At 61.8% G+C, this 17,839-nt stretch carries 13 protein-coding genes and 1 pseudogene; 13 read left to right on the top strand and 1 reads right to left on the bottom strand.

Annotated elements, in window-relative coordinates; all coding sequences use genetic code 11:
• From VMR39_RS15185 to leuD, 10 genes are all read left to right on the top strand, one after another.
• Window positions 1-1,030 (top strand): substrate binding domain-containing protein (locus VMR39_RS15185; protein ID WP_325416792.1); only part of this gene is annotated, 1,030 nt, incomplete at its 5' end.
• Window positions 1,011-2,069 (top strand): LysR family transcriptional regulator, encoded by a 1,059-nt coding sequence (locus VMR39_RS15190; protein ID WP_325416793.1) that lies wholly within the window; start codon window positions 1,011-1,013, stop codon window positions 2,067-2,069. The genes VMR39_RS15185 and VMR39_RS15190, both read left to right, overlap by 20 nt.
• A 167-nt stretch (window positions 2,070-2,236) precedes the next feature.
• The gene (locus VMR39_RS15195; RefSeq protein WP_325416794.1) at window positions 2,237-3,145 is read left to right on the top strand and encodes a hydroxymethylglutaryl-CoA lyase; all 909 of its coding nucleotides are present in this window, start codon (window positions 2,237-2,239) and stop codon (window positions 3,143-3,145) included.
• Between the two features lie 8 nt (window positions 3,146-3,153).
• Window positions 3,154-5,118, top strand: coding sequence for an aconitase family protein (locus VMR39_RS15200; protein WP_325416795.1), 1,965 nt, complete (start codon window positions 3,154-3,156; stop codon window positions 5,116-5,118).
• 143 nt (window positions 5,119-5,261) lie between these two features.
• Window positions 5,262-6,623, top strand: a complete 1,362-nt coding sequence (locus VMR39_RS15205; RefSeq protein WP_325416796.1) for an MFS transporter — start codon at window positions 5,262-5,264, stop codon at window positions 6,621-6,623.
• Window positions 6,624-6,655: 32 nt separating this feature from the next.
• Window positions 6,656-7,891 carry a CaiB/BaiF CoA-transferase family protein gene (locus VMR39_RS15210; protein ID WP_325416797.1) on the top strand — a complete coding sequence of 412 codons (1,236 nt, stop codon included), beginning with the start codon at window positions 6,656-6,658 and terminating at the stop codon, window positions 7,889-7,891.
• A gap of 28 nt (window positions 7,892-7,919) precedes the next feature.
• A complete protein-coding gene (locus VMR39_RS15215; RefSeq protein WP_325416798.1) occupies window positions 7,920-9,173 on the top strand; it encodes a serine hydrolase domain-containing protein in 1,254 nt (417 codons plus the stop codon).
• Window positions 9,174-9,572: 399 nt separating this feature from the next.
• Entirely contained in the window at window positions 9,573-12,221 is a 2,649-nt protein-coding gene (locus VMR39_RS15220; RefSeq protein ID WP_325416799.1) for a TonB-dependent receptor domain-containing protein, read from the top strand.
• Window positions 12,222-12,547: 326 nt separating this feature from the next.
• Entirely contained in the window at window positions 12,548-14,005 is a 1,458-nt protein-coding gene (gene leuC / locus VMR39_RS15225; RefSeq protein WP_325416800.1) for a 3-isopropylmalate dehydratase large subunit, read from the top strand.
• A complete protein-coding gene (leuD, locus tag VMR39_RS15230) occupies window positions 14,005-14,595 on the top strand; it encodes a 3-isopropylmalate dehydratase small subunit (RefSeq protein ID WP_325416801.1) in 591 nt (196 codons plus the stop codon). Before leuC ends, leuD begins: the two co-directional genes overlap by 1 nt.
• An 85-nt stretch (window positions 14,596-14,680) precedes the next feature.
• Here leuD and VMR39_RS15235 read toward each other — a convergent pair whose 3' ends face one another.
• Window positions 14,681-15,142, bottom strand: a complete 462-nt coding sequence (locus VMR39_RS15235) for an Lrp/AsnC family transcriptional regulator (protein WP_325416802.1) — start codon at window positions 15,140-15,142, stop codon at window positions 14,681-14,683.
• A gap of 174 nt (window positions 15,143-15,316) precedes the next feature.
• Between VMR39_RS15235 and VMR39_RS15240 the strand changes: the two genes are divergently transcribed.
• The 3 genes and pseudogenes from VMR39_RS15240 to VMR39_RS30515 form a co-directional block, all read left to right on the top strand.
• A complete protein-coding gene (locus VMR39_RS15240; protein ID WP_325416803.1) occupies window positions 15,317-16,552 on the top strand; it encodes a thiamine pyrophosphate-dependent enzyme in 1,236 nt (411 codons plus the stop codon).
• A gap of 10 nt (window positions 16,553-16,562) precedes the next feature.
• Window positions 16,563-17,567, top strand: coding sequence for an alpha-ketoacid dehydrogenase subunit beta (locus VMR39_RS15245; protein ID WP_325416825.1), 1,005 nt, complete (start codon window positions 16,563-16,565; stop codon window positions 17,565-17,567).
• Window positions 17,568-17,786, top strand: a pseudogene (locus tag VMR39_RS30515) (biotin/lipoyl-containing protein); the annotation flags it as partial.
• Window positions 17,787-17,839 lie beyond the last annotated feature (53 nt).

Raw genomic sequence — 17,839 nt, forward strand, 5'->3', positions numbered from 1 at the left:
GGAGCAGTTACGAAGGCTTGTGATCCTGTCCGGCACTTACGCACATGATGGCTGGTGGCCTGATGTGGAAGCCAGCTACGCTACTTTCACACCAGATATATTCAGGGGAACGCCGATACAAAAGCAATATGACAGCCTGGGTAACGATCCTGCTAAATTTGACGACTATGTAAAAAAAGTGATCAGTGTGGACCTCAAACCATACGACTGGTCGAAAGAGGTTAAAAATATCAAAGCTCCCATCTTCATGGTGATTGGCGATGCTGATGGTGTGAGGTATGAACATGCACTGGAGCTCTTCAAAGCAAAGGGCGGCGGCAAAATGGGCGACATGCACGGTTTGCCGAAATCCCGACTGGCCGCGATACAGGAAGCCGAAGACCGGGCGACGGCGCGGCTGCGGACCGTATCGGGCGTGCTGCGCGTATCCGTGCCCACATCCTTTGGCCGCCTGCACATCGCACCCCATATCGGCAAATTTTTGGCGCTTTATCCGGATGTCGATCTCAGCGTCGATCTGTCCGACACCTATGTTGATCTGCTTGTCGAGCCTGTCGATCTGGCGATCCGCATCACCAACGCCGTACCGGGCAGTTGCGAGGGCCACCATCTCGCCGCCAACCGGCGGATATTATGCGCCAGTCCAGCCTATATCGCGCGGCACGGAACGCCCCGCGCCCTGTCCGAACTTACTAGCCACCGGCTGATCGCCGCGGCCGGGCAAGCACCATGGCGGCTGATCAACGGCCGCACGCGCCGGGTGATAGACTTCAAGAGCAAAGTGGAGACCAATTCCAGCGAAATGGTGCGCGAACTGGCGCTGTCGGGTGTCGGGATCGCGCTGCGGTCCTTATGGGATGTGGGACATTTGCTGGCGTCGGGCGCATTGCGGCCCGTGCTCCCGGAATGGGAGGCGCCCCGTGATCTGGCCGTTTATGCCGTCCATCTTCGCGGCAAGGGTCGTCCCGCGCCGATCGACGCGCTGGTCGCCTTCCTCAAGACCATCATCGATGATCGACAATGGGAATAAAAGCAACGCCGCCCCTTTGGTGCTGCCCATCAGTATCGTCGAACCAGGGTTGATCGACACATTGGGATTCGTCATAGCGTGCTTATCTCCGCGCATGACGTCGCTGATCGACCCATATGAGAAAGTGGCAAAAATGCCCCCGCTTCGGACCCGACTCGACCTTACGACGCTCCGGATATTCCTCGCCGTGGCCGAAACGGAAAATCTGAGCCAGGCGGCACAGCGCGAAAATATCGCGCCTTCCGCTGCAAGCAAGCGACTGTCGGATCTGGAGGCCACGATCGGCACCGCGCTCATGTACCGCCTGCCGCGTGGCATGGAACTCACGCCAGCCGGGCACAAGCTGGCGGAGCACGCCCGCGCCATCTTCGACAACATCAATCGTATCGAAAATGAACTGACCGATTTCTCCCAGGGCGTTCGCGGCCATGTGCGGATGTTCGTCAACAAATCCTCCCTGGTCGAACGCCTGCCAAACGATCTCGACAGATTCCTTCGTAAATATCCTGATGTGAAAATCGATCTTGAGGAAGAAAACAGCGTCGTAATAGTCAAGGCGGTTCGAGACGGGCATAGCGACATCGGCATCTACATCGACGAAAGCGTGTCAGTGGAGGGCCTGCAAACCTGCGATTATTGCACCGACCATCTGGCGTTGATCACGCACATATCCCATCCGCTGGCCGGAGAGCCTTCGATTTCCTTCAGGGAGGTGCTGGACCATGATCTCATCGGCCTGGATCGCGTCAGCGCGTTGGAATATCTGATATCCAGAAGCGCCATGGAGCTTGGCACCTCTCCTCGCGTGCGGTTTCGCGTGGCGAGCCTCGATGCCGGATGCCGGATGGTAGCAGCAGGACTTGGAGCGCTCATCGCGCCCATCAGGATCATCGATTCCTATCGTGACGAGATCGGTCTCAAGGCCGTTCCGCTGTCTGACAGCTGGGCGGCCCGTCGGCTGAGAATCGCGGTGCGTACATTCGACAATCTGTCGATGCCGGCACGCCTGATGATAGCACATCTTCAGTCGGTCCGCTGATCGCATCCTTGTCCAGCCATCTCCGGCGACGATGGCGATCTTCTGCGGTCGCCAATTTACCGTTGCGGAAATTTTGTGCAAAATAGCGTCAATCACGCCCGTCTGAGCATAATATCGAGAGGTTTGCCGTGGTTTCGTCAGTCAGCAGAATATACCCGGAAGAAAAGGTGATCATTCGAGAGGTAGGCCTGCGCGACGGGCTTCAACTCGTGAAGCGCTACCCCACGACGGCACAGAAGACGGAGTGGATCGAGATCGAACAGGGCGCGGGCCTGCGCCATTTCGAGGTCGGCTCCTATCTGCCCGTGACCACCGCCCCGCAGTTCGCCGACGTCGATTATGTCGTTGCCGCGGTGAAAAGGCACGCTGACAGTTATGCCGCCGTTTTGACGCTCAATCCCAAAGGCTTCCAACATGCGCTGGCCGGAGATGCGGACGAGATAGTGACGGTCATTTCCGCGTCGGAAGAGCATAATCGCGCCAACATCCGTCGTAGCCGGGGGCAGAGCCTGGTGGAGCTCAAGGAAGCAGTGGCCTTGCGCGACGCATCCGGCCGCGACGCCATCGTGACGGTCGGGATTGCGATGAGCTTTGGGTGTTCGATCTCCGGCGACGTGCCCATGCAGGAGGTGCTGAGCATCGCGGAGCAAAGTCTGGAGGCCGGCGCCGACATTCTCCTCATCGCCGACACTGTCGGTTATGGCGGTCCGTCGGATGTAACGGCTCTGGTCAAACAATTGACGCCCATGCTGGGCCATGTCCCCCTGGGTTTCCATTTTCATGACACGCGCGGCCTTGGCCTGGCCAATGCCGCAGCGGCGCTGGATGCGGGCGTGCGAATCCTCGATGCGTCCCTCGCGGGCCTTGGCGGCTGTCCGTTTGCGCCCAACGCGACCGGGAATATCGTGCTGGAAGACGTGATCTTCCTGGCGCAGAAAATGGGCTTCGACGTGCCCGTCGATTTGACCCGGCTGGTGCAGGCGCGCGCCATATTGGAAGCGGCCATGCCTGACGAGCCGCTTTACGGGGGCATCGCGCGGGCCGGTCTGCCCCTGACGACAGCACGGGCGGCGTAGAACCCGCCATGACACAGCAAGCGGTCGTCGGCGCGCCGCCGCGCATATTATATCTGTCTGAAAACCCCGGCTGCATCGAACAGCAGCTCGCCGGCTTGCGGGTCGCGCGAGCCGCCGCGGAGCCGCTTCGCAACGACATATCGACGGACGAGATCACCCCCATCACGGTGATGCACCATATCGACGATCGGTTGGGCGACTATCCCTATGTCGGCTTCACCGCCGGCGGGCGACGCCCGATCGACGAGGGCGCGATTCGAAAGGCAGGCGTCGAAATCGTGGTCGCGGGGCGCCGGTATGGCAAGGGGTCTTCACGCGAACATAGCCCCCTGGCCGAGAAGCTGGCCGGCGTCCACATCGTCTTTGCCGAAAGCTTCGAGCGTATCTACCGCCAGAATGCGGACAATGTCGGCCTTTTCACCTCGACCGACATGGCTCTCCTCGCGCGGATCGAAGCCGGCGACGCCGTGACCGTCGACCATCTGGTCGCGGAGCGCGATCCGGTTTCCGCCGCCATCCTGCGCTCCGGAGGACTGCTTCCCTTCGGTCGCCGGCATCTGATGGCGCTCGCACCGCCTGCGGACCGACAGGTCGATCGGCCGATGACGCTCGCGCAAAAGATACTCGCCCGTCATGTCCTCGCCACGCCGGTGACGGGCGAAGATGTCGAAGCGGGCAACACCATATTCGCCGCTGCCGACTGGCGCTTCATCATTGAATTCTATACCGCGATGACCGCCCGGATGATGCATTCCACCTTCGGTCGACCGGTGAGCTTGGTCGAACCCGATAGCATCCTGGGCTTTGCGGAGCATTTTTCCTACATCGACGACAGCCCCGCGCATCGCCAAGGCGACCTGCTGGAAGGCATCAAGACCCTGAACCGGTTGCACGATGCATTCGTGCGCGAATATGGGCTCAAGGATTATGGCGGGCTGCCTGGCAAGGGATCGGTCGGCATCTGTCACCCGGTCATGATCGAGCGGCATGCCCTGCCCGGCCAGATCGTCGTCGGAACGGACTCGCACACCCCTCATGCAGGGGCCATCGGTTGCCTTGCATTCGGCGTCGGCGCGACGGAGATGGCGAACGCGATGCTCACCGGAGCGGTGCGACTGACCGCGCCGCCCACTATCCTTGTGGATTTTGTCGGTCCATTGCCGGTCGGCGTGACGGGCAAGGATCTCGTGCTCGCGCTGCTTGCCCAGCCCCTAGTGCGGCAGGGGGGCGGGCTGGGCAAGGTCTTCGAATTTTCAGGCGAAGGCGTAGCGGCCCTGTCGATCGACGAAAGGACGACGCTCACCAACATGGCTGCCGAGCTTGGCGGCTTTTCGGGCATAGTGGCGCCCGACGCGGAGACATGCCGGTTCCTCAAGGAACGGCGCGGCATCGACTTCGCCATCGAGCCATGGATGCGGTCGGATCCCGACGCGGTTTATGACGCGCGGATCGAGATCGACTGCGCGGCGCTGTCCCCGATGGTGGCACGCCCGGGGGATCCCGGCAATGGCGTCCCCCTCTCCCAGCTGGAGGACATCGTCAGGATCGACATCGCCTATGGCGGTTCGTGCACCGGCGGCAAGCAGGCGGATTTCGACCAATATCACCTGATCTTCCGCAAGGCGCTCGACGCCGGCCGCAAACCACCGCCGCACGTGCAACTCTTCCTCCAGTTCGGTTCGGTCGAGGTCAGGCAATATTGCGAGAGGCAGGGGTATCTGAAAACGTTCGACCAGATCGGCGCGACCTTGCTGATGCCGGCCTGCGGCGCGTGCGCCAATCTCGGGCCAGGCGCGTCGTCCCGCTCGGATCAAGTGACCGTCAGCGCCCAGAACCGTAATTTCCCGGGACGTTCGGGTCCAGGAAGCATATGGCTTGCCAGCCCGGCCACCGTCGCGGCGAGCGCCGTGGCCGGTCAACTGATCAGCGCGTCCGACCTGCTGAAAGAGCTTCATGAAAGCGCAGGCGCCTAACCAAGCGTCCATCCGCCCGCGGGCGGCGAAGGCTGCTGTCGCGAAAGCGGAATGGTCGTCGGCGGGTGACGGCACTAGCCTCGGCCCATGTTGAAGAAGCGCAGACAGCGCTCCGCTCCAGTTGAGCGCATGTAGGAGAGATCATGGTGACTGTGTCGAGCCGAGCCGAGCAGGCGCCAGAACAAAGGTCGCGTTACCGCTGGATCGTGCTGGCGCTCCTGTTCACAACCTACACCGTCGCCTATGCCGATCGCGCTAATGTAGGGATCGTCATTCCGTTCATGAAACGTGACTATGGCCTTACAAATACTGAGGCGGGCCTTATTCTTGCCCTCTTCGCCTTGTCTTACGCCCTTTTTCAGGTTCCTGCGGCGTTTGTCGTAAAACGCCTGGGCATACGCAAGTCCTTTTCGCTGTTCATGGGCGCGACGTCCATCGTCAGCGGCGCGATGGCCTTCATGACGTCCGCCGCCAGCTTCAGCCTGTGCCGGTTCATCCTGGGCGTGACCGAAGCGCCGGTCGCCGTCGGCGCGGTGACCACGGTCAACAACTGGTTCCCGCCCAAGGAGAAGGGACGCGCCATCGGCATTCTGATCTCCTCGTCCAAATTCGCGCCTGTCGTCGTGCCTCCGCTTGGCGCCTACATCATCTATGCGTTCGGGTGGCACCACGTCTTTCTGGTGTTCGCGATTCCCGGTCTGCTGCTGGCGGGCCTGTGGTGGCTGATGGTGCCGAACGTCCCGGCTGAAAGCCGTCACTGCAACAGCGCGGAGGTCGATCATATCGCGGGGCGCGGCCGTTCCGCCGATACAGGATCGGGCGGCACCGTTTCGCAGGCGTTTGGCGATATGGGCCTGCTCGACCGGATCATCCGGCTGCGCCGCGTCGCCCCGATCCGGACGGCGAGCGGCGTGTTCCGGTCCTGGAACGTATGGGGCGCAGCGCTTGGCTATTTCTGCCTTGCCGGTATCATCGGCGTTATCCTGACCTGGTTGCCGACCTACCTTATCGAAGTCCGCAAGATGGCGATCCTCAAGGTCGGCTTCGTCGCCGCGGCCCCGTTTGCGGGCGCCGTCATCGGCAATATCGCGGGCGGATGGCTGTCGGACAGCATATTTGGCGGCCGGCGCAAGCCCATCATGTTCGTTTCCGCGATTTCAACGATCGCGACGATGTTCGCCTTAGTGAATGCCCCGGCGAATGCCATCATTCTCGCCGCCGCGCTCTTTGGCACCGGCTTTCTGCTCAGCGTCGGTTATGCACCCTATACGATCTACGCTTCCCGCATGACGACCAGGGAAACTTTCCCGCTCGCCATGTCGCTGACCAACACCGGCGGACAGATGGGCACGGCAGCCTTCCCCTTCCTGACCGGGATGATCCTCGATCGCGCCAACTGGGACGCGGTATTCCTCATGCTCTCGGGAAGCGCCTTCGTCGCTTTCCTCATCCTCCTGACCATCGTCGAGCCGGTCGAGGCCGATGCCGGCCAGGCGGCCGCATGATCGACAATAGCCAAGCCTTATTGGAGCAAGACGTGACAGACACTTCCACCGCTGCCGGCCCGCTTTCCGGGATTCGGGTCATCGAATTCAGTCACATGGTGATGGGACCGAGCTGCGGGATGGTGCTCGCCGACCTCGGCGCGGACGTCATCAAGATCGAGCCGGCGCCCGCAGGCGACAATTCGCGCAGGCTGACCGGCGCGGCGCTCGGCTTTTATCCGACCTATAATCGGAACAAGCGCAGCGTATGCCTCGACATGAAGACGCCCGAAGGCTTCGACTTCGCCCTGTCGCTGATCAAGACGGCCGACGTCATCGTCGAAAATTTCCGACCCGGCGCCATGGAGAAGCTGGGACTGGGACCGACCGCCATGATCGAACTCAATCCCAGGCTCGTCTATTGCGCGTGCAAGGGCTTCCTTCCCGGTCCCTATGAAAAGCGCGCCGCGCTGGACGAGGTCGTCCAGATGATGGGCGGCCTTGCCTATATGACCGGCCCGCCCGGTCGCCCGTTGCGCGCCGGCGCATCGGTGAACGACATCATGGGTGGGGTGTTCGGCGCAGTCGCCGTGCTGGCCGCGCTGCGTGAGCGCGACCAGACCGGAAAAGGAAGCTATGTACAGTCCGGCCTGTTCGAAACGAACATGCTGCTGGTCGCGCAACATATGGCCTATGCCGCCATCACCGGCAAGGATCTGCCCTCCTTTGGCGATCCGGCGATGGGCAGGCCCTGGCCGCTCTACGATATCTTCGAGACCGCCGACGAAGATCATCCTATTTTCGTGGGAACCGTCACACTCGCCCAATGGCGCGCATTTTGCGAGGAGTTCGGCTTTCGGAATCTGCTCGAAGATCCGGAACTGGCGACCATGCCCATGCTCGCGGCCAATCGCGCCCGGATCATCGCAAAGGTCGGCGCGCTCTTCAGGACGCTTTCAAAGGACGAGCTATCCGCGCGCGTCGAAAAGCTCGGCCTGCCCTTCGCACCAATCGCGCGCCCGTCCGAACTGTTCGAAGATCCGCATATGCTGGCGTCCGGCGGCATGATGTTCACGGAAATGGCGACTGCCGAAAGCGCGCCGGGACCGGCGGTTCAACCCGTCGCGGGCATCCCTGGTTTGCCGATTTCGCTCGATAACGGTCGCCGCACCCTTTCGCGCCAGCCGCCGCGCGCGGGGCAACATTCGGCCGAACTCGCGAGGGAAATCGGGCTGAGCGAAGACGATATCGGAAAGATGATAGCGGCAGGCACATTGATCGTCGCTTGATCGACCGCCCTGCCTTCAGGTGAAAGGAATGGCGATGTTGCGTCCGCTGCGCCTGGCACTCGCCAGCCTGGCCTTTCTCGTCCCCGCTCCTTCCTGGGGCGGACCAGGCGTCGCGCCGATCTCGGGGGCGGATATGGACGCCTTGCCAGGACCGGAGGATCAATTCCGCTGGTCGGTCGCCGAAAAGACCGTTGCGCATCGGCACTTTGATCTGCTTTTCCCTAGCGAGACAATAGCATCTGGCGATCATGTTCTGCCGCTCGTAAAGGCGGACAAGCCGATTTCCATCGGTTTCGACTATGATGGCCGGCGGCTGACGATCGCCGACTATTTCGCCAGGTCCAACGCCACCGGATTACTGGTGCTGAAGGGCGATCGCATTCTCTTTGAACGCTATGCCAGGGGGAATGGCCCCGACACCCATTGGGCGTCCCGTTCTATGGCGAAATCGGTGACGGCCACCCTGATCGGAATCGCGCTGAAGGAGGGCAAGATTCACAGCCTGGACGATGCCGTGGAACGCTATGTGCCCGAACTGGCCGACACGCGCTACGGCCCCGTCACGCTGCGGCAAACGCTTCAGATGACATCCGGCATGCCCGATACCGAATTCCCCAGCGCATTGCCCCTGCAGGCATGCACAGTAAAACGGGAACGGGGCTGCTTCATCCGGGAACTCAAGGCGATCGCCGCCGTCGATCGTCCCGACTATGCCAAGCCGGGAACCCGGTTCAGTTACCTCTCGGCCGACGTAATCGTGAACGGGCTGGTCCTTGAACGAGCGACGGGCATGTCGCCGGCGCAGTATCTTTCCAGCCGGATCTGGCGCCCCTTTGGCATGGAACGGGACGCCTATTGGAATCTGGAAGCCGAAGGCGGCGCGACATTCGCCAATTCCGGCATAGGCGCCACTCTGCGCGATTATGGCCGCTTCGGATTGTTCGTCATGCAGGGTGGACGGCTGGGCGATGGCGACATGCTGCTGCCTGCGGATTGGGCGAAAGACGCCCTGACGCCGTCCCGCGCTTCCGTGATCGCGGGAACGCCCTATGGCTTCAACTGGTGGCTCAACCCTCCGAAAAGTGACGCGCCCGGTATCTCGCATACCTATTATGCACGCGGCTCGAACGGCCAGCTCATCGTCATAAATCCCGACGAGCGCCTGGTGATCGTCAAGTGGGCGGTCTGGGACAATGATCCAGCCAAGCCGTCCGGCGCGACGGCGAAGGACATGGATGACGCTCTATTCGACGCGATCATCAAGGCGGCGCACGGCAGATAGTCGGCCTGATCGTTCGGCAAGAAGGCTATCTTACAGGATCGCGAATGGTTGAAGTCCTGATGATGCATAAGATCGCATCTGCAGATTGGCCCAGCACAATCAAATCATAGAAAAAAGCGAATCGATCGGCATGCGCTTTGGCCAGTCGATCGATAGATGGAGAGGATCATAGGGATGGTCAACGTAAACAGAATATTGCTCGCTGGCTGCTCCACAGTCGCAATCCTGGCGTCGGCCGTAAGCGTGAACGCCGCAGAGGTCCCGGCCTCCGCAGACGTAGAGCTATCCGCCAACACCAAGGAAAGCGGGCGCAGGGACGGTTCTTCGCCAGCCGATCAGGGAACCGTGGACCAGGGTGGGGTCGAAACATCCGGATCGACATCATCGGCCCAAGACATCGTGGTTACAGGATCCCGCATCAAGCGCGACGGCTATAATGCCCCTACGCCCGAAACGGTGATTACGAGCGCGAATATCGAAACCGCCGCGAAGGCCAACATCGCCGATTACGTCAATACTCTTCCCCAGCTATCGGCGGGGAGCACGCCGCGTGTAGGCCCGACCACCATATCGTCCGGTTCTGCCGGTTCCAACTTCCTCAATCTTCGCGGACTCGGCCCCAACCGCACGCTCATCCTGCTGGATGGCCGCCGCTTTGTGGGAGCCAATGACACCGGCCAGGTCGATGTGAACACCATTCCCTCCTCGCTCGTATCGCGCGTGGATGTGGTGACGGGCGGTGCGTCTGCGGCCTACGGGTCGGGGGCGGTCGCAGGGGTCGTGAACTTCGTGCTGGACACCAAATTCACCGGCTTCAAATTTCTCGCCCAGAACAGCCTCACCACTTATGGCGACGGCCATCGCGTCCGGCTGGAAGGCGCTTTTGGATCGGCGTTCGCCGATGGCCGCGGTCATTTCCTCGCCAGCGTCGATTATAGCGATTCAAAGGGCGTGGATCATGCATCGAAGCGTCCATGGTATCGTGGCCAGAAGATCGTCGGGAACCCCGCCTTCGCAGCGGGCAACGGCCAGCCGACACTTATCAACGCATCCAATGTGAATCTGGCGACATCCACACCCGGTGGCCTCATCACTTCGGGCATTCTGCGCGGCACGCGTTTTGACCAGGGCGGGGCGTTCCGCCAACATGTCTTCGGCACGATAACCGGCATGTACTCCATCGACGGCGAACGGAACGACCTGGGCGATTACGTCCCCCTCGAAGCCCCCGTCGAGCAGTTCAACAGCTTCGCACGCGCGAGCTTTGATGTTTCCCCCGCCCTGAAGCTGTATGCCGAAGGCATATACAGCAAATCAGTCGCGGATATTCAGTCGATCCCGAACTTCTACTTCGGCAATCTCACCATCCAGCGGGACAACGCCTTTCTTCCCGACGCGCTTCGCTCAAGGCTCGTCGTGGCCAACCAGTCGAGCTTCAGCTACGGCTCCACCTTCGAAGATCTGGGTCGCCTCAACCCCCGGAACAAGCGGGAGCTTTATCGGGCCGTCATTGGCGCCGACGGTGATCTTGGCGGGAGTTGGAGCTACAATATCTATGGGCAGTATGGACGCACCGACGTTTCCATCGATGCCGGCAACAATTCCATCCCGGTCAACCTGCGCCGCGCGATCGACGCGGTTCGCAATCCAGGCGGACAGATCGTGTGCCGCGTAAATCAGGTGGCCGTGACCGACGCCGCTTGCGTCCCCTTCAATCCATTCGGGATCGGGGTGAATTCACAGGCCGCGGTCAACTATGTGTCCGGAACATCTTCGCTGCGCCAGAAGGTCGAACAGACGGTCGTCGCCGGCACGATCCAGGGCGACCTGTTTTCCACCTGGGCCGGCCCCGTGTCGATCGCCGTGGGTGGCGAATATCGCAAGGAACAGGTACGCAGTTCCAACGATCCCCTCTCGCAAGCCAGCGCGTTTCTGACCGGCAATTACAAGGCGACGAGGGGGCAATTCGATCTGTACGAAGGCTTTGTCGAAACGATCGTGCCGCTTGCAAAGGATTCGCCGATCGTCGGTTCGCTCGAACTGAACGCGGCCCTTCGCCAGAGCCATTACAGCACCAGCGGCGACATTTCGGCATGGAAAGCAGGGTTCACCTGGGCACCCGTCCCCGACATTCGTTTCCGCGCCACCCGCTCACGGGATGTCAGGGCCGGCAACCTCAATGAACTTTTCCAGGCCGGCATCGTCCAGGCCGGCCAGACACTCATCGACCGGTCCACCGGCGCGCAGACCGGTGGCGTCACGGCAGTCATTGTCGGCAACCAAGCGCTGGTGCCGGAAAGTGCGGACACCATCACCGCTGGCGTGGTGCTCAAGCCGCGCTTCCTGCCCGGATTGAGCGTCTCCTTCGATTATTACGACATCAAGATCAAGGATGCGATCCTTACCCTTGCTCTTCAAGACATCGTCGATCGCTGTGCTGCGGGGAACACGGTGCTCTGCGGCGACATCACGCGCAACGCCGCCGGCACGATCACGCAGGTCAACCGACGTCCGGTCAACATCGGCAGTGAACGGCTCAAGGGCTTCGACATTGAGGCAAGCTATCGACAGGATCTGAGCGACCTGTCCGCAAACTGGAACGCGTCGCTCACGCTGCGAAGCCTGGTGACCCACATCAAAACCAGAAGGACGTCCGATGGTCGATTGGTGGATGAAACGGCGGGCGAAAATAGCGGCGCTATTCCCAATTGGCGGCTTACCAACAGCCTGACTTATGAACAGGGCGGTTTTCAGGGCCAAGTGACCGCCCGCACGGTGACGAGCGGCGTATACGACTATCTGTTCACGCCGGCAGTCCTGGCCGACAACCGGATTCCCGGTGCGACATATGTCGATTTGGCCCTGTCGCAGAAAATCACCGCAGGCGGAGGAAGGGTCGAGTTTTTCTTCAACATCGACAATCTTTTCAACAAGGACCCGGTATCGGTGCCGACCACGGTGCAGCCTTTCCTGTCCCCGGGTGTCAACGGCGCGCTCTACGATGTGGTGGGCCGCGAATTCCGGGTCGGCGTTCGCGGCAAATTCTGACCGATCTTTAGGCACGGTTTTCCGTCTCTCTGTCAGTCCCGCAAGTTGCAGCGCATCTGCTGGACTGGCAGCGACACGGGCGAGCGCCGGGCATCGCAATCGGCGAACGGACCATTCTCGTTTCAGGAAGCGATCCGGGCATCGATCGTTCCGGGGGATTTTTCCTGGACGTTGGGCCTGGCAGGCCCATTGCCCTCTGGCCGACAATGCAGGTTTTCAGGCTTATAATTCTCGTCAATCGGGTTTCGCACCGCTAAAGGGCGAGCATCGATGACGTAAGGCGCATGACGCCCGGCGCTGATCAGACAGATAGGATTGAGATGGACATGGCTGACGCACAGGAACCTCGCCCCAGAACCTTGTACGAGAAGATATGGGACGCCCACATCGTCATGCAGCGGGACGACGGCACGGCGCTGATTTATATCGACCGGCATCTGGTGCATGAAGTGACCAGTCCGCAGGCCTTCGATGGCCTGTCGCGCGCCGGCCGCCCGGTCAAGCGGCCCGATCTCACGCTCGCCGTGCCGGATCATAATGTGCCCACCACGGCGCGCGTGGATGCGCGGGGCGACCGCCTGCCGATCGAGGATCCCGCCTCGGCAAAGCAACTGGCGCTGCTGGCCAGCAACAGCGCGGCGTTCGGCGTGGATTATATCGACGAAGTCGACGAGCAGCAGGGCATCGTGCATGTCATCGGCCCCGAACTCGGCTTTACCCTGCCCGGCGCAGTCCTGGTGTGCGGCGACAGCCATACCTCCACCCATGGCGCCGTGGGTGCACTGGCCTTCGGTATCGGCACGTCGGAAATCGAGCATGTGCTGGCGACGCAGACCTTGCTCCTGAGGCGATCGAAAAGCCTGGAAGTCCATGTCGTCGGCGCACTGGGCGCGGGCGTCACGGCCAAGGATCTGGCGCTCTACATCGTCGGGCGGCTGACGGCGGGCGGGGGCGCGGGCCATGTCATCGAATATACCGGACCCGTGATCCGCGCGCTATCGATGGAAGGCAGGCTGACGGTCTGCAACATGTCGATCGAGGCCGGCGCGCGCGCCGGCCTCATCGCGCCTGACGACGTCACCTTCGCCTATCTGGAAGGCAGGCCGCGCGCGCCCAAGGGCGAGAAGTGGGACCATGCGGTGGCGGCCTGGCGCGCCCTGGTGACGGACAAAGGCGCGCAATATGACAAACGCATCGTCATCGACGCCGGCGCCGTCACGCCGATGGTGACGTGGGGCACCAGCCCGGACGATGTGGTGCCGATCGATGGCGTCGTGCCCTCGCCAGCATCGTTCGACGACCCCAACCGGCGCGCTTCGGCCGAAAAAAGTCTGGATTACATGGGCCTGGCACCCGGAACGCGGATGGAGGACATCAGCGTCGAGCATATCTTCATCGGCAGCTGCACCAACAGCCGGATAGAGGATCTGCGTCTGGCGGCGCGGTTCGTGAAGGGACGCAAGATCGCGCCCGGCATCAAGCAGGCTCTGGTCGTGCCGGGTTCCGGCCTCGTCAAAAGACAGGCCGAGGCCGAAGGGCTGGACCGCATATTTCTGGACGCCGGTTTCGAATGGCGGGAGCCGGGATGTTCGATGTGCCTGGGCATGAACCCGGACAAGGTGCCTCCCGCGGGGCGCTGCGCATCGACATCGAACCGCAATTTCGTGGGTCGTCAGGGCGAAGGCGCACGTACGCATCTTGTTTCGCCATCGATGGCGGCGGCCGCCGCGATCACCGGACATTTCACCGATGTACGGCAATTTGCACTTGAGGAGCCCGCCTGATGGACGCGATTTCCAGGATTGAGGGCCATGCCTACCCGTTCGGTCGCGCGAACGTGGATACGGACATCATCATTCCGGCGGTCTATCTCAAGACTGTGACCAGGGACGGTCTGGGACGATGCGCGTTCGAGGTCATCCGCGCCGAACCCGGCAATATCTTTGACGATCCCCGCTACCGTCACGCGCCGATCTTGATCGCCGGCAGGAATTTCGGCTGCGGCTCGAGCCGTGAACATGCGGCCTGGGCCATGGCGGACATGGGCGTCAAGGCAGTCATCGCCCCGAGCTATTCCGATATTTTCGCCGGCAACGCTTTCAAGAACGGGATATTGGCCGTCGTCCTGCCTCAGGACGCCATCGACCGTTTGATGCAGGTCGCACAGGACAGCACGATCACGATAGACTTGGAAACCCAGTCGGTGACGACCCCCTTCCAGGACCGATTCGCGTTCGAGATCGATCCGTTCCGGAAATTCTGCCTGCTGAACGGCCTGGACGAAATCGGGCTTACGCTGGAAGACAGCGCCGCCATCGCCGTGCATGAGGCCCGGACGCGCGATCAGGCACCTTGGCTGGCGCACCAATATTGAGCATCGCTACACCGATACGGATCGTCCGGATCGGCGCAGCCCGACCCGGATGAAGCCGGAGCCGTCAACGCGCTCCCGGCGGTCGTCACAATGGAAGCGCCGATGTCGATTTGATCGTTTCCAGCACCACCGAACTCTGCATTTCCTTGACGCCCGGAAGCGACGTCAGGCGGTTCTGCAGCAGCGCCTGATAGTGGCCGATGTCGCGCACCACGACCTGAAAGCGAAAATCGAACTCGCCCAGCATCATCATCGCGCTCTGAATTTCGGCGATCGAGGCGACTGCGATCTTGAAAGCCTCCAGCAGCTTGGGATCATGTGACTGCAGCTTGATGCGGGTCTCCACCAACAGATCGAAACCGAGCTTGCGGCGATCGAGTTCGATGGTCCTGCCCATGATGATGCCCGCGTCCGTCAAAGCCTGGATCCGGCGGGAACAGGGCGACTGGGAAATGCCGGCCCGTTCCGCCACCTGCGTCCCGGTCAGCCCGCCATCCTCCTGCAACACCTTCAGTATCCGCAAATCGGTAGCATCGATCGCCTGCATGAAATCACCTCATAGGGGGCCATCTCGACATGAACTATGCAAGATTGCCAGACCGCTACAGGTTAATAGGGCGGATTTTGCGGCGCTTCCAGCATATAGTTCCGTCATTGATGGCCGACGGACGGGGATCGCTCCCGTTCGGCGGACCTCCGATAATCGGGAGAGAACCGACCCATGACCCGGACCGCCAGACTGCATTTTCCAGAACCGCCGGCCCGGCCCGGGGAAGCGCCCGACTTTTCGTTGCTGGATATCCCGGCTGCCGGGGCACTGCCGGTCCCGCCCGTGGATTTCACCGCCGACGATGCGCAGCCCTACGCCAGCGGGATGATCCGCGTCCTTGCCGATGACGGACAGGCAGTAGGCCCATGGGCGAATTATATCGCCGACCTGGATCGCGCCATCTATCGGCAGGGTCTGATCGACATGATGAAAATGCGGATCATCGATCAGCGGCTCCTGAACGCCCAGCGCCAGGGCAAGACATCCTTTTACCTCCAATGCACGGGCGAGGAGGCGATCGGCTGCGGCTTTCAGCGCCAGCTTGAAAAAGGGGACATGAATTTCCCGACCTATCGGCAGCAAAGCCTGCTGATCGCGGACGACTATCCGCTGCACGCGCTCATGGGCCAGGTCTATTCCAACGACTTCGATCCGACCGAGGGCCGGCAGTTGCCGATCATGCATTCGTCGCGGGACCATGGTTTCTTTTCGATCTCGGGCAATCTGGGCACGCAATATGTACAGGCCGTGGGTTGGGCGATGGCCAACGCGCTGAGCGGCAACGGCAAGATCGCGGCGGGCTGGATCGGCGACGGCGCGACGGCGTCGAACGACTTCCACAGCGCCCTTCTTTCCGCATCGGTCTATCAGCCGCCGGTCATCCTCAACATCGTGAACAATCAGTGGGCGATATCGACCTATACCGGGGTCGCGACCGGCGCGTCGCGCACTTATGCGGAGCGCGCGCGCGGCTATGGCATTCCCGTGCTGCGCGTCGACGGCAACGACTATCTGGCAGTGGCGGCGGTGTCCCGCTGGGCGGTGGAGCGAACCCGGGCGGGCCATGGGCCAATCGCGATCGAATGGTTCACCTATCGGGTCGCGGCCCACTCCACGTCCGACGATCCGAGCGCCTACCGTCCCCGGAACGAAGCGGAGGCCTGGCCCCTGGGCGATCCGATCGAACGGCTGAAGGCGCATTTGATGCTTCGCCAGCAATGGTCGGAACAGCAGCACGCGCAAAAGCAGGCCGAACTATTCGATGAGGTCGTCGCCGTGCAGAAAGAGGTCGAAGCGCGCGGCACCTTCGTCAATCCGCAACCCATGTCCCCGGCCAAGATATTCGAAGGCGTCTATGCGGACATGCCCGAGCATCTTCGCCGCCAACGTCAGCAGATGGGATACTGACATGCCGGCGATGACAATGATCGAAGCGATCCGGGATGCGATGGACGTCAAGCTGGCCGACGACAGGCAGGTCATCATCTTCGGCGAGGATGTCGGCTATTTTGGCGGGGTGTTCCGCTGCACGGCGGGACTTCAGAAGAAATATGGCGTCGAGCGCGTGTTCGACACGCCGATCAATGAAAGCGCCATCGTCGGCATGGCCGTGGGCATGGCGGCGCAGGGCATGCGACCGTGCGTCGAGGTGCAGTTCGCCGATTATGTCTATCCAGCCTACGACCAGATTTCGCAGGAAGCCGCCCGCCTTCGCCAGCGCTCGAACCAGCAGTTCACCTGCCCCCTGGTCATCCGCATGCCCACCGGCGGCGGCATCTATGGGGGACAGACGCACAGTCAGAGCCCCGAAGCGCTCTTCACCCATGTGGCCGGCCTCAAGGTGATCGTGCCAGCGACACCCTATGACGCGAAGGGTCTGCTGATCGCCGCGATCGAAGATCCCGATCCCGTCATCTTCCTTGAGCCCAAGCGCATCTACAACGGCCCGTTTTACGGCCACGGGACCGGGGAAGCGGTAGGCTGGGCCTCGCGACCCGAAGGAGAGGTTCCGGCGGGCCATTATGTGGTGGAAATCGGCAAGGCTGCGATCCGGCGCGAAGGCGCGGCGATCACCATTCTCGCTTATGGCACGATGGTGTTCATTGCAGAGGAAGCCGTCCGCCGCACCGGCATAGATGCCGAAGTCATCGACCTGCGCAGCCTGCTGCCGCTCGATCTGGATACGATCGCGGCATCGGTGAAGAAGACGGGCCGCTGCGTCGTCGTGCACGAAGCGACGCGCACGAGCGGCTTTGGCGCCGAATTGATCGCCGAGGTGCAGGAGGCGTGCTTCTGGCACCTCAAGACACCGATCGTGCGGCTGACGGGCTGGGACGCGCCCTACCCGCTGGCCAATGAATGGGACTATTTCCCGAGCCCTGAACGACTTGCACGGGCTTTGACCCAGGCGATGGAGGATTGAATGGGCGACATATCCGTCAGATTGCCCGACATAGGCGAAGGGGTCACACAGGCCGAACTGGTCGAATGGCATGTAGCCTTGGGGGCGTTCGTTCGTGAAGACGATCCGCTCGCTTCGGTCATGACCGACAAGGCTACGGTCGAGATTCCGTCCCTTCATTCCGGGGAAGTGGTCTGGCTCGCAGGGGCGGTGGGCGATGTTCTTGCCATCGGTTCCGACCTCGTCCGCATTCGACCGGAGAAGGGCGTTGGCGGCCCCGCATCCGGTGCGGC

It is taken from the genome of Sphingobium sp., assembly GCF_035511395.1.
GTDB lineage: Bacteria > Pseudomonadota > Alphaproteobacteria > Sphingomonadales > Sphingomonadaceae > Sphingobium.